Source organism: Kitasatospora sp. NPDC057518 (assembly GCF_042802075.1).
Classification (GTDB): domain Bacteria; phylum Actinomycetota; class Actinomycetes; order Streptomycetales; family Streptomycetaceae; genus Kitasatospora.
Genome location: NZ_JBHVEU010000134.1, coordinates 1 through 19,360, shown reverse-complemented (window position 1 = coordinate 19,360; position 19,360 = coordinate 1). Strand labels below are relative to the sequence as shown.

16 protein-coding genes and 1 pseudogene are annotated in these 19,360 nt (G+C 73.7%); 6 read left to right on the top strand and 11 right to left on the bottom strand.

Annotation, left to right across the window (positions count from 1 at the left end):
* Nucleotides 1-95: 95 nt before the first annotated feature.
* A complete protein-coding gene (locus ACFU7Z_RS16370) occupies nucleotides 96-1,073 on the bottom strand; it encodes a pseudouridine synthase (protein ID WP_380777905.1) in 978 nt (325 codons plus the stop codon).
* 204 nt (nucleotides 1,074-1,277) lie between these two features.
* On the opposite strand from ACFU7Z_RS16370, the gene ACFU7Z_RS16365 reads away from it, so the two are divergent.
* A complete protein-coding gene (locus ACFU7Z_RS16365) occupies nucleotides 1,278-2,369 on the top strand; it encodes a PP2C family protein-serine/threonine phosphatase (protein WP_049655986.1) in 1,092 nt (363 codons plus the stop codon).
* 168 nt (nucleotides 2,370-2,537) lie between these two features.
* Here the strand turns inward: ACFU7Z_RS16365 and ACFU7Z_RS16360 are convergent, their stop codons facing one another.
* From ACFU7Z_RS16360 to ACFU7Z_RS16350, 3 genes are all read right to left on the bottom strand, one after another.
* A complete protein-coding gene (locus ACFU7Z_RS16360; protein ID WP_117486982.1) occupies nucleotides 2,538-3,869 on the bottom strand; it encodes an IS110 family transposase in 1,332 nt (443 codons plus the stop codon).
* Nucleotides 3,870-4,189: 320 nt separating this feature from the next.
* Entirely contained in the window at nucleotides 4,190-5,521 is a 1,332-nt protein-coding gene (locus ACFU7Z_RS16355) for an IS110 family transposase (RefSeq protein WP_380777904.1), read from the bottom strand.
* Nucleotides 5,522-5,760: 239 nt separating this feature from the next.
* On the bottom strand, nucleotides 5,761-6,975 hold the full coding sequence (locus tag ACFU7Z_RS16350) for an IS110 family transposase (RefSeq protein ID WP_380777903.1): 1,215 nt from the start codon (nucleotides 6,973-6,975) through the stop codon (nucleotides 5,761-5,763).
* Between the two features lie 303 nt (nucleotides 6,976-7,278).
* Between ACFU7Z_RS16350 and ACFU7Z_RS16345 the strand changes: the two genes are divergently transcribed.
* Nucleotides 7,279-7,674, top strand: coding sequence for a DUF3224 domain-containing protein (locus ACFU7Z_RS16345; protein ID WP_380777902.1), 396 nt, complete (start codon nucleotides 7,279-7,281; stop codon nucleotides 7,672-7,674).
* Between the two features lie 38 nt (nucleotides 7,675-7,712).
* On the opposite strand, the gene ACFU7Z_RS16340 is transcribed toward ACFU7Z_RS16345, so the two are convergent.
* On the bottom strand, nucleotides 7,713-8,552 hold the full coding sequence (locus ACFU7Z_RS16340; RefSeq protein WP_380777901.1) for a poly-gamma-glutamate hydrolase family protein: 840 nt from the start codon (nucleotides 8,550-8,552) through the stop codon (nucleotides 7,713-7,715).
* A gap of 208 nt (nucleotides 8,553-8,760) precedes the next feature.
* On the opposite strand from ACFU7Z_RS16340, the gene ACFU7Z_RS16335 reads away from it, so the two are divergent.
* Nucleotides 8,761-9,738: a DUF5995 family protein gene (locus tag ACFU7Z_RS16335; protein ID WP_380777900.1), complete on the top strand. Its 978-nt coding sequence runs from the start codon at nucleotides 8,761-8,763 to the stop codon at nucleotides 9,736-9,738.
* Here the strand turns inward: ACFU7Z_RS16335 and ACFU7Z_RS16330 are convergent.
* Nucleotides 9,699-11,138, bottom strand: a complete 1,440-nt coding sequence (locus ACFU7Z_RS16330; protein WP_049656920.1) for a GuaB1 family IMP dehydrogenase-related protein — start codon at nucleotides 11,136-11,138, stop codon at nucleotides 9,699-9,701. The two genes, ACFU7Z_RS16335 and ACFU7Z_RS16330, sit on opposite strands and share 40 nt — an antisense overlap.
* A gap of 462 nt (nucleotides 11,139-11,600) precedes the next feature.
* Here ACFU7Z_RS16330 and ACFU7Z_RS16325 point away from each other — a divergent pair, with 462 nt between their 5' ends.
* Together ACFU7Z_RS16325 and ACFU7Z_RS16320 are read left to right on the top strand one after the other, a co-directional pair.
* On the top strand, nucleotides 11,601-13,019 hold the full coding sequence (locus tag ACFU7Z_RS16325; RefSeq protein ID WP_234348576.1) for an SDR family NAD(P)-dependent oxidoreductase: 1,419 nt from the start codon (nucleotides 11,601-11,603) through the stop codon (nucleotides 13,017-13,019).
* A gap of 21 nt (nucleotides 13,020-13,040) precedes the next feature.
* Entirely contained in the window at nucleotides 13,041-13,592 is a 552-nt protein-coding gene (locus ACFU7Z_RS16320) for an NUDIX hydrolase (RefSeq protein WP_380777899.1), read from the top strand.
* 26 nt (nucleotides 13,593-13,618) lie between these two features.
* On the opposite strand, the gene ACFU7Z_RS16315 is transcribed toward ACFU7Z_RS16320, so the two are convergent.
* Genes ACFU7Z_RS16315 through ACFU7Z_RS16305 form a run of 3 tightly spaced genes read right to left on the bottom strand, consistent with a single transcriptional unit; the run spans nucleotide 13,619 to nucleotide 17,057 of the window.
* Nucleotides 13,619-15,847 (bottom strand): FtsX-like permease family protein, encoded by a 2,229-nt coding sequence (locus ACFU7Z_RS16315; RefSeq protein ID WP_380777898.1) that lies wholly within the window; start codon nucleotides 15,845-15,847, stop codon nucleotides 13,619-13,621.
* Complete coding sequence (locus tag ACFU7Z_RS16310) at nucleotides 15,844-16,536, bottom strand: ABC transporter ATP-binding protein (RefSeq protein WP_049656924.1); 693 nt, start codon at nucleotides 16,534-16,536, stop codon at nucleotides 15,844-15,846. Before ACFU7Z_RS16310 ends, ACFU7Z_RS16315 begins: the two co-directional genes overlap by 4 nt.
* A complete protein-coding gene (locus tag ACFU7Z_RS16305) occupies nucleotides 16,533-17,057 on the bottom strand; it encodes a PadR family transcriptional regulator (protein ID WP_049656925.1) in 525 nt (174 codons plus the stop codon). The genes ACFU7Z_RS16310 and ACFU7Z_RS16305 overlap by 4 nt, the downstream gene beginning before the upstream one ends.
* Nucleotides 17,058-17,474: 417 nt before the next feature.
* On the opposite strand from ACFU7Z_RS16305, the gene ACFU7Z_RS16300 reads away from it, so the two are divergent.
* A complete protein-coding gene (locus tag ACFU7Z_RS16300; protein WP_380777897.1) occupies nucleotides 17,475-18,131 on the top strand; it encodes a hypothetical protein in 657 nt (218 codons plus the stop codon).
* 163 nt (nucleotides 18,132-18,294) lie between these two features.
* Here the strand turns inward: ACFU7Z_RS16300 and ACFU7Z_RS16295 are convergent, their stop codons facing one another.
* Entirely contained in the window at nucleotides 18,295-18,972 is a 678-nt protein-coding gene (locus ACFU7Z_RS16295; RefSeq protein ID WP_380777896.1) for a YoaK family protein, read from the bottom strand.
* A 100-nt stretch (nucleotides 18,973-19,072) separates the two neighbouring features.
* A pseudogene (locus tag ACFU7Z_RS16290) lies at nucleotides 19,073-19,360 on the bottom strand (MgtC/SapB family protein); the annotation flags it as partial.

Here is a 19,360-nt window from a genome sequence, read left to right as displayed (position 1 = left end):
AGCTACCTCGCAGGCCTCCACCTCCGCGCCTCAATGATCTGGATAGACGACCTCGTGCGACCACCCAACTGATCACAACATCACACAGGCCCTAGCTAGATCGTTCGGAGGTCCTGGGGCCCGGGACCGGCGTCGTCGGCCCAGCCCTGCGGGTCGGTCCAGGCGGTCAGTGTGCGGCGGGTCTCGAAGCGGCGCTCCCGGCCGGTCAGCGGATCGGTGAACTCGATCGTCGAGGCGAGCAGTTGCAGCGGGCGGCGGAAGTCGTCGGCGGCGGGCTCGGGCAGCACGACCGGGTAGACCGGGTCGCCGAGGATCGGCAGCCCGAGGCCGCACATGTGCAGCCGCAGCTGGTGGGTGCGCCCGCTCAGCGGCCGCAGCCGGTAGCGGGCGAGGCCGTCGCGGCGCTCCAGCAGGTCGATCCGGCTCTCGCTGTTCGGCGGCGCGTCGATCTCCTGGGCGGCGATCACCCCGCGCTCCTTGACGATGTGGCTGCGTACGGTGCGCGGCAGGCTCAGCTCCGGGTCGTACCCGGCGACGGCCTGGTACTCCTTGCGCACCAGGCGGTCCCGGAACAGCGTCTGGTAGGCGCCGCGGTCCTCCGGGCGGACGACGAACATGGCCAGGCCCGCGGTGAGCCGGTCCAGGCGGTGCGCGGGGCTGAGCGCGGGCAGGTCGAGGGCGTGCCGCAGCCGGGACAGCGCCGTCTCGGTGACGTGCCGGCCGCGCGGGGTGGTGGCCAGGAAGTGCGGCTTGTCGACCACCACCAGGTGCTCGTCGCGGTGCAGCACCACCAGCTCGAACGGGACGCGCACCTCCTCGGGGAGGTCCCGGTAGAACCACAGGTGGGCGCCGGGGCGGAACGGCTCCGCCGGGGCGATCGGGCCCTGTTCGCCGACGATCTCGCCGTCCCGCAGCGCGGCGTCGATCCGCTCGGCCGGGACGGCGGGCAGCCGGTCCACCAGGTGGTCCCGCACGGTCGGCCAGGGGCCTTCGAGCGGCAGCCGGAGGTGGACCGGGTCCACACCGTGGCGCTGCGGGAGGGGGGAGGCCGGGCGGCGGCTCTTGCGTCTCATCTCCCGCCCCAGCCTAGTGCGCGCCGGCGCGCGCCCCTCGGCCGAGGTGCTGACCCGGGGCCGGGCAGGGAAAGTGGACCGGAGGCCCTCGTGACGCCGGGGGCCTCCGACCGTCCGCCGACCGGGCCGACCAGCCGCCCCACCGGCCGAACCGAGCAACCGACCGATCCGCCGGACCGACCGGCCGGCACCACTGGAGGACGCGTGACCGCCGACGGCCCGGACGGGGTGCCGCCGCTGCACCTGCCGAGGCGGACCCGGCTGCTGCTGTACGGCTCGCTCCTGCTGCTGGTCGCCGCCGTGGTGGCCGCGCTGGCCATCGGGCCCGGGACCACCCTGGCGCCGCTGCTCGCGGTGGCCCCGGTGCTGGCCGGTGCGACCACCCGGCGGGCCCGGGTGCCGCTGCTGGTCGGCGCGGCGGCGGTGGTCGCCGTCGGCCTGCTGGAGTCGGCCAACGCGCAGCTGCCGCTCTCGGTCCGGATCAGCGTGCCGGTCACCGTCCTGGCCTCGACCCTGGCCAGCGCGGCCAGCGTCGTCCTGGTGGCGGCCCGCGAGCGGGAGCTGTTCCAGGTCCGGACGGTGGCCGAGGCGGCCCAGCGGGCCCTGCTGCGCCCGCCGCCGGAGCGGATCGGGCCGCTGCGCCTGGCGGTGCGGTACGTGGCGGCGGCCGCCGAGGCCCGGATCGGCGGGGACCTGTACGCCGTGGTGGAGACCCGCTTCGGGCTGCGCATCCTGCTCGGGGACGTCCAGGGGCACGGCCTCCCGGCGGTGGAGACGGCGGCGGACGTCCTCGGGGTGTTCCGGGAGGCCGCGCGGACCGAGCCGGACCCCGGGCGGCTCGCCGAACGGCTGGACGCGGCGCTGGCCGCCCGGCCGTCGGAGGAGGGGCGGTTCGCCACCGCGCTGCTGCTCGACGTGGCGCCGGACCGGGGGCCGGTGCGGCTGGTGAACTGCGGCCACCCGCCCCCGCTGCTGCGCCGGGCGGGCCGGGTGAGCGAGCTGGAGCCCCCGTTCCCGGCGCCGCCGCTGGGGCTGCTCGGGCTCACCGACGACAGCTACCCGGACCGGCGGTTCGACCCGGAGCCGGGCGACCTGCTGCTCCTGCACACCGACGGGGTGTCGGAGGCCCGGGACGCCGCGGGCCGGTTCTACCCGATCGCGGAGCGGCTGCCCGGACTGCACGGCGGCACCCCGGCGGACCTGCTGGACGCCGTGCTGACGGACGTCGGCGGCTGGGTCGGGGACGCCGGCCTGGCCGACGACGCGGCGGTGCTGGCGATCCGCTGGGAGCCGTGACCGGACCGCGCCGACGGCTCCGGAGTGCCGTCCGGGGAACTTCCCGGAGAGCAGCTCCGGAGAGCTTCCCGGCCGCGATTGATGCTGAACGGAAAATCGAACTTCAGCCGGGCAGGCGGCAGCGTCCGTTGCGCGGAGCGGAACGGACGAACTCGTGAGCGGGTTCCGTCAGGCAGTGGGGGCGAGGGTGACCTGGTGGCCGAGGGCTTGGAGCTGGCGGACGAGGTCGCGGGTTCGGCGGGCGCTGTTCAGGTGGCGTTGGTGCCAGTCCGCGCCGAGGTCCTGGTAGCGGGCGTCGGGGTCGTTGATCAGGTGCCAGGCTATGACGAGGATCGAGCGGGCGACGGCGACCAGCGCCTTGGCGTGGCCCCGGCGTTTGACGATCCGGCGGTAGCGCGAGCCGAGGAAGCTGTCCGTGCGGGCAGCGGCGTTGGCGGCTTCGCCGAGGGCGCCCTTGAGCCAGGGGTTGCCGCGACCGGCCGGGCCGGTGGTGTTCTTCGTCCCGGACTGGATGGTTCTGGGGCAGAGCTTGGCCCAGGAGACCAGGTGCTCCGGGCTGGGGAAGCGGTTCATGTCCAGGCCGATCTCGGCGAGGATGATGTGCGCGGTGGTGGCTCCGACTCCGGGGACGGCGTCGAGGCGCTCGACCAGTTCGGGCCCGGGGCGTCCGACAGCGGTGGTCGGCGCGTCGTCGTGTTCGGCAGCGGCGGCCGGGCCGGCCAGCTCGTTGAGAAGCATGGTGATGTGCCGGTCGAGTTCGCTGATCTGGCGGGTGAAGTGGTCGACGGTCTCCAGCAGGATCCGCAGGAGACGACTGTGGTGCTCCTCGAACTGCCCGGTCAGTGCCTCGACAAGGAGTTCGCGCTTGTTGACCAGGCTGCCTCTGGCCAGCTCCGCGAGCGCGCGCGGGTTGCGCTCGCCGGCGACCAGGGCGTCGAGCATCGCCCGGCCCGAGACGCCGAAGAGGTCGGAGACCACGCTGGAGAGCTTGATCTGGGCGTCTTCGAGGGCCTTCTCGACGCGGTGCTTGTGGCGGGTGCGGTCCTGGGTGAACGCGGTGCGGGTGCGGGTGAGGTCCCGCAGTTGGCGAACCGGCTTGGGCGGCACGAACGAGGCGCGGACCATGCCGCGTTCGGCGAGCTTGGCCAGCCAGACCGCGTCGAGCTTGTCGGTCTTCGGGCGTCCTGGGACGTTCTTCACCTCGCGAGCATTGACCAGCCAGCACTCCAGGCCGCGGGCCTCCAAGAGGTAGAAGAACGGCTTCCAGTAGTTGCCGGTCGCCTCCATCACCACCCGCTGCACGCCTTGGCAGAGCAGCCGGTCGCCGAGTTCCAGGACCGCGTTGGTGGTCGAGGCCACCGTCCAGACCTGCTGCACCCGCCGACCCTCGCGGTCCTCGTGCGGCAGGCGCATGCAGACCACGCCGGACGCCTTCGCGATGTCGATCGCCGCGACCCGCGCCACCGCCCCGTCGGCCTGTTCTTCTCTCGTCTCCTCCACCGGTTGTCCTCCCTTGCTGTCGTGCTCCAGAGCGGGGGCCACCCGGGGGCCTGAGGGAGGCGGAGAAGCTGAACGGCGTGCTCAAGGCGACAGTGCGTGGTCCCTCGGGCGGCCCCCTCACCAGACTCCTATGCGGACTCGAAGCCCAAACATCATGCGGCGTCAGCGGATGGCCCCCGCACCGATTTTCACGCGGGCAAGGCGTCATCCGCAGGTGAACGGCTGACTCCTATGGGCTGAACGGAAAATCGAACTTCAGCCGGGCAGGCGGCAGCGTCCGTTGCGCGGAGCGGAACGGACGAACTCGTGAGCGGGTTCCGTCAGGCAGTGGGGGCGAGGGTGACCTGGTGGCCGAGGGCTTGGAGCTGGCGGACGAGGTCGCGGGTTCGGCGGGCGCTGTTCAGGTGGCGTTGGTGCCAGTCCGCGCCGAGGTCCTGGTAGCGGGCGTCGGGGTCGTTGATCAGGTGCCAGGCTATGACGAGGATCGAGCGGGCGACGGCGACCAGCGCCTTGGCGTGGCCCCGGCGTTTGACGATCCGGCGGTAGCGCGAGCCGAGGAAGCTGTCCGTGCGGGCAGCGGCGTTGGCGGCTTCGCCGAGGGCGCCCTTGAGCCAGGGGTTGCCGCGACCGGCCGGGCCGGTGGTGTTCTTCGTCCCGGACTGGATGCTTCTGGGGCAGAGCTTGGCCCAGGAGACCAGGTGCTCCGGGCTGGGGAAGCGGTTCATGTCCAGGCCGATCTCGGCGAGGATGATGTGCGCGGTGGTGGCTCCGACTCCGGGGACGGCGTCGAGGCGCTCGACCAGTTCGGGCCCGGGGCGTCCGACAGCGGTGGTCGGCGCGTCGTCGTGTTCGGCAGCGGCGGCCGGGCCGGCCAGCTCGTTGAGAAGCATGGTGATGTGCCGGTCGAGTTCGCTGATCTGGCGGGTGAAGTGGTCGACGGTCTCCAGCAGGATCCGCAGGAGACGACTGTGGTGCTCCTCGAACTGCCCGGTCAGTGCCTCGACAAGGAGTTCGCGCTTGTTGACCAGGCTGCCTCTGGCCAGCTCCGCGAGCGCGCGCGGGTTGCGCTCGCCGGCGACCAGGGCGTCGAGCATCGCCCGGCCCGAGACGCCGAAGAGGTCGGAGACCACGCTGGAGAGCTTGATCTGGGCGTCTTCGAGGGCCTTCTCGACGCGGTGCTTGTGGCGGGTGCGGTCCTGGGTGAACGCGGTGCGGGTGCGGGTGAGGTCCCGCAGTTGGCGAACCGGCTTGGGCGGCACGAACGAGGCGCGGACCATGCCGCGTTCGGCGAGCTTGGCCAGCCAGACCGCGTCGAGCTTGTCGGTCTTCGGGCGTCCTGGGACGTTCTTCACCTCGCGAGCATTGACCAGCCAGCACTCCAGGCCGCGGGCCTCCAAGAGGTAGAAGAACGGCTTCCAGTAGTTGCCGGTCGCCTCCATCACCACCCGCTGCACGCCTTGGCAGAGCAGCCGGTCGCCGAGTTCCAGGACCGCGTTGGTGGTCGAGGCCACCGTCCAGACCTGCTGCACCCGCCGACCCTCGCGGTCCTCGTGCGGCAGGCGCATGCAGACCACGCCGGACGCCTTCGCGATGTCGATCGCCGCGACCCGCGCCACCGCCCCGTCGGCCTGTTCTTCTCTCGTCTCCTCCACCGGTTGTCCTCCCTTGCTGTCGTGCTCCAGAGCGGGGGCCACCCGGGGGCCTGAGGGAGGCGGAGAAGCTGAACGGCGTGCTCAAGGCGACAGTGCGTGGTCCCTCGGGCGGCCCCCTCACCAGACTCCTATGCGGACTCGAAGCCCAAACATCATGCGGCGTCAGCGGATGGCCCCCGCACCGATTTTCACGCGGGCAAGGCGTCATCCGCAGGTGAACGGCTGACTCCTATGGGCTGTCAAGCGGCGGTGAGCCATTCGCGGTAGGCGTTGGCGAGGTCGTCGTCTCGGCGGATCCCGCGTTCGAGGGTGGAGATGGTGGCGGGCCAGACGCCGAAGTGGTTGGCGACGGCGGTGAGGGTGATGTTCTTGGCCTGGCGGGCGGGTCGCAGGTCGGCGATTTCGGGGACGGCGACGTTCGTGGTGAGGCAGCGGAAGATCTCCCGGGCGATGGCGCGTTTGAGGAGGCGGATGATCTCTTTCTTGGTGCGGCCGGCCTCGGTCTGGCGGGTGACGTAGTCGCGGGTTCGCCGGTCGCCGGACATCCGGCAGAGGGCTATCCGGTAGAGGGCCGCGTTGGCGGCGCGGTCACCGCCGCGTGAGAGGCGGTGGCGGTTGGTCCTGCCGCTGGAGGCGGGGACGGGTGCGGCTCCGCACAGGGCGGCGAAGGCCGCCTCCGTGCGCATGCGCTCAGGATTGCCTCCGGCGGTGACCAGCAGCTGGGCGGCGGTGTCGGGGCCGACACCGTAGGCGGCCCGCAGGCCGGGGTTGTGGGCGGTGACCTCGGCGTCGAGGGCTCTGGTGAGGGCCTCGTGTTCGGCGGTGAGCTCCTTGACGCGCCGGGCGAGGCTCTTGAGCGCGGTCAGGACCGCGGTGTGGACCGCGTCCCCGGCCGGTCGCAGTCGGGCCAGGGCCTCGGTGCGCTCCGCCGTCTTGAGCCGCCCGTACCTGGCGCGGATCGCCTCGGGTGCGGTGATGAGGAGCTGTCCGATCTGGTTGAGGGCGGCGGTGCGGGCCTTGACGGCGGAGCGGGCGGCGTTGTGCAGGACGCGTATGCCGGCGACGGTGTCGTCCTTGGGCACGCTGGAGGCGCGGCCGGACAGGGCGGCGCGGGCGGCGGCGTAGGCGTCGATGGGGTCGGACTTGCCGATGCGGCGGCGTTCGGCCCGGTCGGGCCGGTTGACCTCGACGACCCGGTGCCCGCACGCGCGGGCTTCGCGGGTGAAGCCGGCCCCGTAGGAGGACGTGCCTTCGACGCCGATCGCGGTCACGTGGCCGTGGGCGTTCAGGAAGGCCAGGGCGGCGGCGTATCCGGCTGTGGTGGTGGCGAACCCGGCGTCCGCGAGGTGGCCGCCGTTGTCGCTGATGACGGCGACGTGGATTGTGTCGGCGTGGGAGTCGACCCCGCCGAACACCTCCTGGTCCGCTGTGTCCGGTCTGACCGCTGATGTCATGCTGATGGTGCCTTCCCTAGCCGGAGGTCGGCGCCGGCCGGGTGGAGCAGACAGGACATTGAAGGGGCTTCTGGACCAAGCTCCTATCAGGTCATGTTCCGCCCGGCCGGAGCCATAGGAACAGGTTCCGGTGGCCGGACAGAACAACTCGAGGACAGCCCAGCAAGGCGTCAGTCAGTGGCCGAGCCACGACCACCGGAACCTGAGTACCAGCATCAATGTCAGTGGTGTGTGCAAGGCTCGGTTCACGGTCGGCGGGGAGCCGGCCGCAGGGTGGTCGCGGATCGACGAGGGGACGGTGCCATGGGGAGCGGGAGCAGGGCGAGCGGGTCTTTCGAGGTCACGGCGTTCGAGCCGGTGGAGACGGAGGAGCGGGAGGGCGCGGCGTTCGGGCGGGTCCGGATCGCCAAGACCTTCACGGGCGGGCTGAGCGGGGCCAGCGAGGTGCGGATGCTCTCCGTCGCGGGCCCCTCCGGCAGCCCGGCCTCGTACGTCGCGGTGGAGCACGTGACGGGTGAACTGGACGGGCGCAAGGGCTCGTTCGTGCTCCAGCACGCGGCCTGGGACACCACCGGCACATCGATACGCGTGGTGCCGGGCACGGGCACGGGCGAGCTGGCCGGGATCACCGGCGAGTTCCACCTGACCGTCGACGGGTCCGGCACCCACACCTACGTCCTGGAGTACGGGCTGGGCTGACGCCGGCCGCGGCGCGCGCGGCCGGCGGCCCCGGTCCGTCAGAGGATGGGCTGGGTCGCCTCCAGCCGCTGGATCGCGGTCCGGACCGCGGTCGCGTAGGCCCAGAACAGCGGCAGGGTGTTGGCCGCCCGCTCGGTGCGGGTGTTCTTGCCCGGGGCGAACATCGCGGCCCGCAGCTCGGTGGTCATCTCCAGCTGGGCGCCCATGCCGAGCAGGCTGCGGTTGCAGATGTTCTCCGGGGAGATGCCCGCGATCTCCTCCTCGCCGGAGGCGGTCACGGCCCGGATGCCCGCGGCCGCGAACTCCTCCATCAGGTACTGGCGGAAGGTGGGGTTCAGGCCGCCGACCAGCACGGCCTGGGCGGCGGCCTCCAGTCCGGCCTGGGCGGCGGTGCAGCCGTGCAGCGACAGCACGTTGCGGCTGCCGGCGCACATCGCGCGGGCCACTCCGTCGTCGCAGTGGGTCGAGGTGACGTGCAGCTCGCTGTTGTTGGAGGAGCGCAGGCCCTCGAACATCCAGAAGTCGTGCGTCGGCCCGGCAGCCGGGGCCGGGGCGAGGTCGGCCGGGTGGTAGCCGGCGATGGCCAGGCACAGTTCGGAGGTGCCGCCCTCGATGCCGCCGCCGTGCGGGGCGATGACGGTGGTCCGGACGAACGGCGTACGGCCCTGCGGGCTCTGGTCGTCGACCAGGTGCCGGCGGTAGCGGCGGCCGTAGTCCACGCCCTCGACCACGGTCGGGTTGGCGTAGAGGGCCGTGTTGGAGGGGTACAGGTCGGCGGCGGCGCTCGCGGGGGTGCTGCCCACGGCGGCGCCGAGGGTGCTGAGGGCCGGGGCCGCGGCGAACGCGGCGATCAGGGTACGACGGTTAATCACGGTCACGGATCATGACAGGAGGTGGGGGATCGGAAAAGTACCGGCAAGGCTTTGGCCAAGTCGACGCCATGTCACGACGGGACCGGCCCGGTCGTGCGACACCGGCCTGACCGTGCGACACCGGATCGACGGAGGCGTGCCGCATCCGCCCGGGCATGGGACGGCGCTGTCACGATGATGCGATCAGTGCACGATCGGCATCGGAGGGTGGCGCATGCCCGACACGGCGGTGGATCGTACGACGGCAGTGGTCGTGGAGGCGCGGACGGTCGAGCAGGTGGTCGGCCGGCTGCGGGAGATCGGGGCGGGGCTGCCCCCGGCCGACGGGGTGGGGGTGTTCAACCGGCTCTACCTCACCGTGACGGAGGCGGTCCGTGACCGGCTGGACGGCGGGCGCTTCGCCGACCCGTCGGCGGTGGCCGAGCTGGACGTGGTGTTCGCCGGGCGGTACCTGCGGGCCGTGGCCGCCGACGCGGCCGGGCAGGAGCCGCCCGCCTGCTGGCGGCCGCTGTTCGCGCTGCGCGCCCACCCGGGGGTGCACCCGCTGCAGTTCGCGCTGGCCGGGATGGCCGCCCACATCCAGCACGACCTGCCGCTGGCCGTCGTGGACACCTGCCGCCGCCGGGGCTGCGAGCCGTCCGACGTCGAGCCGGACTACCACCGGATCGACCGGGTGCTGGCCGAGGTGGAGACGGCCGTCCGGGAGCAGCTGATGCCCGGGCCCGACCTGCTGGAGCGCGCCGAGCCGCTCACCCACCTGCTCGGCGCCTGGTCGGTCGGGGCCGCCCGCGAGGGCGCCTGGGGCACCGTCGAGGCGCTCTGGGAGCTGCGGCACCTGCCGGGCGCCGCCCGGGCCCTCGCCACGGCGCTGGACGGTTCGGTCGGGCTGCTCGGCCGCGTCCTGCTGCTCCCGCTCGGGCAGGGCGGGAGGCAGGGCGGTGGACCGGAGGACGGGCGCGACACCGGAACGGCCGGCGGCCGGATCAGCGGCCAGGCCCCCGGGCACCGCACCCCCGCAACGGCCCCCGCGACGGCCCCCGCGACGGCCGCGGCCGCCCGGCTCCCCGAGGCGAGGAACCGGACGGCCGACGGTGCGGGCCCCGACGCGGCGGGCCCGGCAGGCACAACAGGCGCAGCGGGCGCCGGAGCCGGTCAGGCCCAGCTGGAGTGCAGCGGCTTGCCCTCGGCGTAGCCGGCCGCGCTCTGGATGCCCACGATCGCCTTCTCCTGGAACTCCTCCAGGCTGCCGGCGCCCGCGTAGGTGCAGGAGCTGCGGACGCCCGCGATGATCGAGTCGATCAGGTCCTCGACGCCGGGGCGGGTCGGGTCGAGGAACATCCGGGAGTGCGAGATGCCCTCCTCGAACAGCGCCTTGCGGGCCCGGTCGTACGAGGAGTCCTGGGCGGTGCGGTTGCTGACGGCGCGGGCCGAGGCCATGCCGAAGCTCTCCTTGTACTGGCGCCCGTCGGCGGCGGTCTGGAGGTCGCCCGGGGACTCGTAGGTCCCGGCGAACCAGGAGCCGATCATCACGTTGGAGGCGCCGGCGGCCAGCGCCATCGCGACGTCGCGCGGGTGGCGCACGCCGCCGTCGGCCCAGACGTGCTTGCCGAGCCGGCGGGCCTCGGCGGCGCACTCCAGGACGGCGGAGAACTGCGGCCGGCCGACGCCGGTCATCATCCGGGTGGTGCACATGGCGCCGGGGCCGACGCCGACCTTGAGGATGTCGGCGCCCGCCTCGACGAGGTCGCGGACACCGGCGGCGGAGACCACGTTGCCGGCCACGATCGGGACCCGCGGGTCCAGGCCGCGCACCGCGCGCAGCGCGCTGATCATGGACTCCTGGTGGCCGTGCGCGGTGTCGACCACCAGCACGTCGGCACCGGCCTCGATCAGCGCCGCGGCCTTGCCCGCGACGTCGCCGTTGATGCCGACGGTGGCGGCGATCCGCAGCTTGCCGGCCTCGTCCACGGCCGGGGTGTACAGGGTGGCGCGCAGCGCGCCCTTGCGGGTGAGGATGCCGACCAGTCGGCCCTCGCCGTCCACGACGGGGGCGAGCTTGCGGTGCGCCTCGGTGAGCTTCTCGAAGGCGGTCCGCGGGTCGATGCCCTCGTCCAGCAGCAGCAGTTCGCGGGACATGATGTCGGCCAGGCTGGTGAAGCGGTCCACGCCCTGGCAGTCGGACTCGGTGACCACGCCGACGGGCTTGCCGTCCTCGACCACCACGAGGGCGCCGTGCGCGCGCTTGGGCAGCAGCGAGAGCGCCTCGGCCACGGTGGCGCCGGGGGCGAGCGTGATCGGGGTGTCGAACACCAGGTGGCGCTGCTTGACCCAGGAGACGACCTCGGCGATGACCTCGGTGGGGATGTCCTGCGGGATGGCGACCAGGCCGCCGCGGCGGGCGACGGTCTCGGCCATCCGGCGGCCGGCGATGGCGGTCATGTTGGCCACGACCAGCGGGATGGTGGTGCCGGTGCCGTCGTTCGAGGAGAGGTCGACGCCCTGCCGGGAGCCCACGGCGGAACGGCTGGGGACCATGAAGACGTCGTCGTACGTCAGGTCGTACGAGGGCTTGAGGTCGTTCAGGAAGCGCATGAAGGAGGGCTCTCTGGCTGGGGGGATACACCTCGGGTGCGGTTGCGGCGATGCCGCCGGAGCGCACTCGGGCGCCCGGCACCCAGCGTTCGATTCTCCGTGAGGGTGGGGGCAAAAGCCAGTTCGACGGGCATTGCTGGGGCTGCGTACAAACCGTGATCAATACTCCGCGCGTAGACATGGAGGATCATCCAAAGACCCCCTCCGACGTCGGCTTTTCGCCCCGGTCCGGACCGCTCCCGTAGCATTCACGCGGTAAGGGGCTTGGCTTCACGCGTGTGGGCGTGGCGAATCGGGAAAGCGGCAGCAGGCGTGAGCATCGGTCAGACGGACATCGACCAGACGGACCTCCGACAGGCGGGCATCGAGCAGACGGGCACCGGGCGGACGGACCTCGGCCAGGACCCGGTCGAGGGCGCCGAGGAGGAGACCGACTTCGGTCCCGGCCTCGACCCCGAGCGGCTGCGGCTCTGCCTGGAGGTGCTGGCCGAGCTCGACGAGCTGCACGTGGACCATCCGGACGCGATCACCGTCCGCAAGGCCGTCGGCGGCATATTCCGTACCCTCAAGCAGCGCCGCCGCCAGGAGACCCGGGCCCGCAAGACCGCCAACGACCGCGAGGTCACCGCCCGTACCGCCACCGGCGCGCCCACCCGGATCGACGACGAGACAGCCGGCGCCTTCGGCCTGACCACCGTCACCACCACCGAGATCGCCGGCATTCTGGAGCGCCCGCGCTCCTGCTACACCTGCAAGCAGCGGTACATCGAGGTCGACGCCTTCTACCACAACCTCTGCCAGGACTGCGCGGTCAAGAACCGCTCCCGCCGGGACGCCCGCGCCGACCTCACCGGCAAGCGCGCGCTGCTCACCGGCGGCCGGGCCAAGATCGGGATGTACATCGCGCTGATGCTGCTGCGCGACGGCGCCCACACCACCATCACCACCCGCTTCCCCAACGACGCGATCCGCCGCTTCACGGCGATGCCGGACAGCGCCGAGTGGATCCACCGCCTCAAGATCATCGGCATCGACCTGCGCGACCCGGCCCAGGTGATGGCCCTGGCCGACGAGGTCGCCGCCGACGGCCCGCTGGACATCCTGATCAACAACGCCGCGCAGACCGTGCGCCGCCCGCCGGAGTCCTACCGCGAGCTGGTCAACGCCGAGTCCGCCCCGCTGCCGGCCGGCGAGCTGCCCCAGGCCACCACCATCGGCCGCTTCGGCAGCGGCAGCGTCGACCTGCCCGCCCTCCCCCACCAGGCGGGCGGCGACACGCAGCGGATCACCGCCGAGGACGTCACCTCGCTCGCCCTGGTCACCGGCTCCGCGACGCCCGACCGGATCGCGGCCGGCACCGCGATCGACGCCGGCGGCCTGGTGCCCGACCTCGCGGACACCAACAGCTGGGTGCAGACCGTCAGCGAGGTCGGCCCGATGGAGCTGCTGGAGGTCCAGCTCTGCAACTCCACCGCGCCGTTCATCCTGATCAGCCGGCTGCGCCCGGCGATGGCCGCCTCCGCGTCCCGCCGCAAGTACGTGGTCAACGTCTCCGCGATGGAGGGCGTCTTCTCGCGCGGCTACAAGGGCGCCGGCCACCCGCACACCAACATGGCCAAGGCCGCGCTCAACATGCTCACCCGCACCAGCGCGCAGGAGATGTTCGAGTCCGACGGCATCCTGATGACCGCCGTCGACACCGGCTGGATCACCGACGAGCGGCCGCACCCGGACAAGATGCGCCTCGCCGACGAGGGCTTCCACGCCCCGCTCGACCTGGTCGACGGCGCGGCCCGGGTGTACGACCCGATCGTGCGCGGCGAGGCGGGCGAGGACCTGTACGGCTGCTTCCTCAAGGACTACGACCGCTCCAACTGGTAACCAGCCGAAGGGGATGGCGAGTTGAGCACCGCACCGTCCGGGCCGACCGAACCGACCGCGCCCACCGGACCGACCGGACCCGCCTGGCCGGCCGCGCCCGCCGCACCGGTCCCGCCGACCGCGCCGCTGCTCGGCGCCGGGGTCATCGTGCCCACCGGGGACGGCCGGGTGCTGATCGGCCGCCGGACCACGGCCGGCGAGCCGCCGACCTGGAGCCTGCCCGGCGGCAAGGTCGACCCCGGCGAGTCCTTCGAACGGACCGCGGCCCGCGAACTCGCCGAGGAGACCGGCATCGTGCTGCCCGCCGAGGAGATGCGGGTGCTCGCCGTCCATCTCGACCACGAGCTCGGCCGGCCCCGGCTGACGGCCGCCGTGCTGGCGCCGCCGAGCCTGGCCGAGGCCGTGGTCACCGAGCCGCACGCGTGCGGCGGCTGGGAGCGCGTCCCGGTGGACGCGCTGCCCGAGCCGATGTTCTACCCGTCCGCGCTGGTGCTCGGCAGCTGGCTGCCGCGGCTGTCCCCGCGGCTGCTGGCCGGAACGCACGGCTACCCCGTCGCCCGCTGGAACGGGTGACGGGGCAGCCGACCGCCTGACGGCGCTCAGCCGTTGCGGGCCGCCTCCGGTCCGGTGATCCGCTTCAGCAGTGGCAGCGTCGAGGCGATGATCCCGAGCGAGGCGGCCAGCCCGAAACCGGTCAGCCCGTAGTACGCCGGGCCCGGGGACACCAGGTCGTAGTCCTTCTGCGCCTTGAGGAACATCGCCGCCGCGGCGAAGCCCGTCCCGATCGCGAGCGCCGAGACCACCAGCAGCGGCAGCGCGCTCTCCAGACCGACCACCCTGCGCAGCAGCCGCAGCGGTGCGCCGGTCAGCCGCAGCATCGCGAACGGCCGCCGGCGGTCGGACAGTCCGGCCACCACGCTCACCGCGAGGCTGCACCCGGCGATCGGCAGGGTGGTCAGCAGCACCACGTTCGCCAGCTGCCGCCAGCCCTGGAGCTTCTTCTGCCCGGCGGAGGACCAGTCCTCGGCCAGCCTCGCCTCGTAGTGCGGGAACTCCTTCATGAACAGGGTCCGCAGCTGTTCCTTGGCCGCCTTGGAGCCGTCGGTGGTCGCGTAGAGCATCCGCACCGGGAGCCCGGCCGCCTCGGCCTCGGAGACCGGTGCGGCCGGCCACTCGCGGTCGGAGGCGTCCACCAGGCCGACCAGCTGGTAGGGGTCGACGGCCGCGACGGCGGCGCCGGGAGCGCAGTGGCCGACCACGGGGATCTGCGCGAGGTCCGCGCAGCTCACCAGGCCGGGCACGATGCCCCGCCCGCTCCGCTGGCCCGTACCGGCCGGGTCCTCGTGCACCAGGGCGATCCCCTGGAACCCGGGGACGGCCCGCGCCCGGGCCAGCACGCGATCGGGTACCGACGGCAGCAGGGCCGCGTCGTTCCGGTTGCCGAAGGGGGCGTCCACGATCGCCTTGCGCACCTCGGGGGCGCCGTTGAGCATGCCCTGGTTCGCGTTGATGGTGCTCATGATGGCCAGGGTCGCGGTGGTCACGAACAGCGCCAGCACCACACCGGCGACCGAACGGAAGCCCGCCCCCGGGTCGTCCGCCAGGCGGCGCATCGCGATCAGGGCGGCCGGACGGCGGGTGCGCCGGGCCACCGCCCGGGCCGCGGCCATGGTCAGCCACGGCCCCGAGACCACCAGCCCGAGCATCACCAGCACGAAACCGGTCAGGTAGGCCGTGGACTGCCCGTCGGTGGTCTCCGGGCGGTTGCCCACGAAGTAGCCGAGTTCGGCGAGGCCGGCCACCAGCGGTGCCAGCCGCCAGGCGCTCGGCGGCTTCGGGGTGACCCTGCGGGAGACCCCGAGCGGCGAGACGGTGACCCGGCGCAGCGCGAACCGGGCGGCGAGCGCAGCCGCCACCGGCACGCCCAGCACCACCCCGGCCGCCTGCGGCAGGGTCAGGCTCAGGTCGGAGGCGAAGAAGCGGTCGCCGGTGAACGGCACGTCGGCCACCACCGGTTTCAGCGCGGCGAACAGGCCGAAGCCGAGGGCCGTACCGATCACCGCGGCCAGGGTGGACTCCACCGCCGAGATCACCGACACCTGGCCGGGCGTCGCGCCCACCAGGCGGATCGCGGCGTAGCGCTGCTCCCGGGTGGCGGCGGAGAGCCGGGTCGCGGTGCCGATGAAGACCAGCACCGGGAAGATCAGCGCGGCGGCGACCACGGTGAGCACCAGGACCATCGCGTCGCCGTGCACGCCCGCGCCGTAGCAGTCGTACTCGCAGTCGTGGGGCAGGACGGTGGCGAGGCTGGTGACGGTGGTGGCCCTCGGCAGGGCCTTGACCTCGTCCGCGGTGCGGCCGACGACCAGCGCCAGGGTGTCCGGGGAGGGCAGCCCGTCCTCGCCGAGGGTGCCGACCTGCCGTCCGGGGAAGCGGTCGCCCAGTTCGACGGCCGGGGTGTCGCGCAGCAGCTTCTCCAGCGCGGGCGAGGCGTAGTACTCGCCGGGCGCGGGCAGCCGACTCAGGCCGGGCGGCAGCGGCGAGGTGGGACCGGTCGGGGCGACATCGGCCCGGAAGACGGTCCTCCCCCGGTAGTAGTCCATCCGGGCGCCCCACCAGAGCGGGTCCGCCGAGGTGGCCGCGGTCGCGCCCTTGACGCCCGTGTTCATCCAGAGCTGCCGCTCGTTGGCCCGGTCGATCGCGCTCACGCCGGCGAAGGTCGAGAGCAGCAGCCCCACGCCGACCGCGACCGCCGCCGCGATCATCAGCAGCCGGGCCACCGCCTCCCGGCCGCCGCTGACGGCCAGCCGGAGCGAGAAGGCGATCACGGGGCCACCGTTCCGGCGCCGGCCGAGAGCGTCCGGGCCCGGCCGTCGCGGACGACCGCCTCGCGGTCCGCGTACGCGGCGACCCGGGCCTCGTGGGTGACCAGGATGACGGTGGTGCCCTGCTCCTTGGCCGAGGCGACCATCAGCTCCATCACCTGCTCGCCGGTCAGCGAGTCCAGCGCGCCGGTCGGCTCGTCGGCGAACAGCACCCGCGGCCGGGCCACCAGGCCGCGGGCCAGCGCGACCCGCTGCGCCTGACCGCCCGACAGCTCGCCGGAGCGGCGCTGCTCCATGCCGTCCAGGCCGAGCCGGGCGAACCAGGGACGGGCCTGGGCCAGCGCGGCGGAGCGGCGCACGCCGTTCAGCAGCAGCGGCAGCGCGACGTTCTCCTCGGCCGTCAACTCCGGTACCAGCTGGCCGAACTGGAAGACGAAGCCGAACCTGTCCCGGCGCAGGGCGCTGCGCCGGGCCTCCGGCATGGTGTCCAGGCGCTGCCCGTCGAACAGCACCTCCCCCGCGTCGGGCACCAGGATGCCGGCCAGGCAGTGCAGTAACGTCGACTTGCCGGAGCCGCTGGGGCCCATGATGGCGAGCACCTCACCGGCCTGGACGGACAGGCTGGCCCCGCGCAGGGCGGGGGTCTCCCCGAAGGCGAGGGCGATGTCCCGGGCCTCGATCACGGCGGTCACGCGTTCACCTCCGCGGCGAGCGCGTCCAGGCGGGCGGCGGTGAGGTCGATCCAGCGCAGGTCGGCCTCCAGGTGGAACAGGCCGTGGTCGGCGAGCAGGGCGTCCACCAGGGCTCCGGTGCGGCGCAGTTCGGTGAGCTCGCGCATCCGGCGCAGGTGGGCGGCGCGCTGGGTGTCCAGGTAGTGCTCGGCGTCCCGGCCCAGCATCAGGGCCAGCACCACCTTGGTGAACAGCACGGACTGGAGGTTGGGCTCGGGCGCGACCGGCTCCTGGAGCCAGGTCTCGAACTCGGTCGCCCCGGTCTCGGTGATGACGTACCGCTTGCGCTCGGGCCCGTCGCCGGGCTCCGCCTCGCCGGCCACCACCTTGCCGTCGCGGGCCAGCCGGCCGAGGGTCGAGTAGACCTGGCCGTACGGAAGGGGCTTGCCTCGGCCGAAGAGGGCGTCGTAGTCGCGCTTGAGGTCGTAGCCGTGGCTCGGCTCTCGCTCCAGCAGCCCCAGAAGGGTCAAAGGAACACTCATGGAGGAAACATACACCCGGCGTATACCCCGAGTGTATATCTGGGCAGAATACGGCCCCGACCTGGGACATCGTCAGTCCATCGGCGAGGAAAGGGCGGAGAACGGGCCGGAGCCGGACACGGCACAGGCAGGGGGTGGCCCCACGACCACCCCCTGCCCCGTACCTCGGCCCGGCGCCCCCACGGCCGACCGGGCCACGGCCGCGCCCAAGCACCGGGAGGACGCCGCCACACCCCAGCCTGCCCGGACCGGGTGCGGATGCCGAGGGCCGAACGTCCCGGCCACTGGGCCGACCGGCCCTGACCGGTAGGTACCGGCGGTCCTCCGAACGCGCACGACTCTTGTGCGCGGGGGGCCGCCGGGTGGACATTGGGGCGTAACCGCCCAGCGTCCCCGCGCCCCTGAGGAGCCCTCACCGTGTCCAGCACTCCCCGTCCGGCCCTGCCCGCGTCGCTCCCGCGGCGCACCGGCCGGCGGCTGCGGCGGGCACTCGGTGCCCGGCACGAGCCGCTCGCCCGCCCCCTCGACCGCTCCCGCGCCCGCGCCTGGCTGTCCGCCGTGCTCGGCGCGGTGCTCGCCCTCGCCCTGTGCGCGGGCGGCTCGCTGCTCCTCTACCGCGCCACCGCGCACCGGGCCGACGCCGACCGCGGGCGGCTGCAGCAGGTCGACGCCGTGGTCAGCGGCGTCCCGGACCGCACCACCGCCACCGGCAGCCGCTTCGCCGGCGGCTACAGCAACCAGGTGGACGTCGACGCGGACTGGACCGCCCCCGACGGCAGCCCGCGCCACGGCACCGTCCAGGCCCCGCACTCCGCCGTCACCGGCAGCCGCATCCCCGTCTGGGTCGACGCGGCCGGCACCGTCTCCGTCGCCCCGGCCGACCGGGTGGCCCTCGCCGTCTCCGCCGCCTGCACCGGCACCGGCGCCCTCCTCGTCCTGCTGGCCCTGCTCGCCCTCGCCCTCCGCCTGCGCCTCCACGCCCTCGACCGCCGGGCGGAGGCCGCCTGGAGCACCGAGTGGGAGCGCCTCGAACCCCTCTGGAGCGGCCGCGCCGGGCACCGCAGCGAGGACTGAGCCGGTCACCCCGGCCGGTCGCCGGAGGTCGAGGCCGCCCGGAACGCCGTCCGGGCCGAGGGCCACCGGCCGGCAGCCCGAAACCCCCCGAGGAACACGGGGGTTCGACACCGTCCGTGCCGGGCGCCGGTCGCGGACGGGCGGCGGATCACCGGACGCCCGGTCAGCGCGGGTGGGTCCAGGCGGGGGCGGGGACGGTCCTGGCGGCACGGTGGGTGAGGGCCGCGACGGCGAGGAGCAGCGCGAGGGCCAGGGCCAGGGCCAGCGGGATGTCGGCATGGAGGACCAGGAGGGCGCCGAGGAGGGCGCCGGCGAACATCCAGACGGCGGAGGCCAGCCGGCGGGGGCCGGTGCGGTCGGCGGCGAGGGCGGTGATGGTCATGGTCAGCACGGTGGTCGTGAGGTCGGGGACCTTCAGGGCGCGGACCACCGCGTTCTGGCCGCCCATGGCGAAGCCGAGCAGCCCGATCAGGGTGTAGCGGGCCGGCTCGGAGGTGTGGCCGGCCACGGCCGCCAGCACGGTGGCCGCCGCGACCAGCGCCGACTGGACGGCGACGGCGGCGGTCAGCAGGTGCCCGCGGTGGCCGGGCAGGCGGCGGGCGAGGTGGCCGCCGGCCAGGGCGCCGAGCAGGAAGGCGGCGAGGGCGGCCAGCGAGGCGGTGGCGGAGAGGTTGGCCGCGCCGGCCAGGGCGAAGCCGAGGAACACCACGTTGCCGGTCATGTTGGCGACGAAGACGTGGCCGAGTTCGAGGTAGCTGACCGCGTCCACCACTCCGGTGACCACGGTCAGCACCAGCAGCATCGGCACCAGCGGCCCGTGCTCGGGATCGGGGGTCGGCATCCTGCCTCCAGTCGGTTCGGGCGGGGGTTCGGGTGACCCGGTCCGGGTGACGCGGTCCGGCGACGCGGTCCGGGTGGTGACGGTACGTCCGCGCCGCCTGTCAGGCGAGCGCCGGGTTGCCGGGGTCCTCCGGCTCGTCCTCCAGGTGCCAGTGCAGGTCGCGTACGCCGGGCTCCAAGGACAGTCGGGTGACGACCTGTTCGAGCGCCGGGGCGACCTGCCCGGTGATCGCGACGGTGGCCCGCAGGCTGGTGGCGTCGCCGTTGTCGGTGCGGCGGGCGCGCAGACCGGTCGGGGCGAGTCCGGAGCCGGCGAGGGCCTGGAGCAGCAGGGCCCGGATGTGGGTCTCGGACTTGCGGTCGCATTCCAGGTGGACGGTGGCGCGGGT

Excerpts from the sequence above, each read along its gene's own strand:
- ACFU7Z_RS16370 (WP_380777905.1), bottom strand. The coding sequence starts at position 1,073 with ATGAGACGCAAGAGCCGCCGCCCGGCCTCCCCCCTCCCGCAGCGCCAC.
- ACFU7Z_RS16350 (WP_380777903.1), bottom strand. The coding sequence starts at position 6,975 with ATGACATCAGCGGTCAGACCGGACACAGCGGACCAGGAGGTGTTCGGC.
- ACFU7Z_RS16345 (WP_380777902.1), top strand. The coding sequence starts at position 7,279 with ATGGGGAGCGGGAGCAGGGCGAGCGGGTCTTTCGAGGTCACGGCGTTC.
- ACFU7Z_RS16335 (WP_380777900.1), top strand. The coding sequence starts at position 8,761 with ATGCCCGACACGGCGGTGGATCGTACGACGGCAGTGGTCGTGGAGGCG.
- ACFU7Z_RS16330 (WP_049656920.1), bottom strand. The coding sequence starts at position 11,138 with ATGCGCTTCCTGAACGACCTCAAGCCCTCGTACGACCTGACGTACGAC.
- ACFU7Z_RS16305 (WP_049656925.1), bottom strand. The coding sequence starts at position 17,057 with ATGAGTGTTCCTTTGACCCTTCTGGGGCTGCTGGAGCGAGAGCCGAGC.
- ACFU7Z_RS16295 (WP_380777896.1), bottom strand. The coding sequence starts at position 18,972 with ATGCCGACCCCCGATCCCGAGCACGGGCCGCTGGTGCCGATGCTGCTG.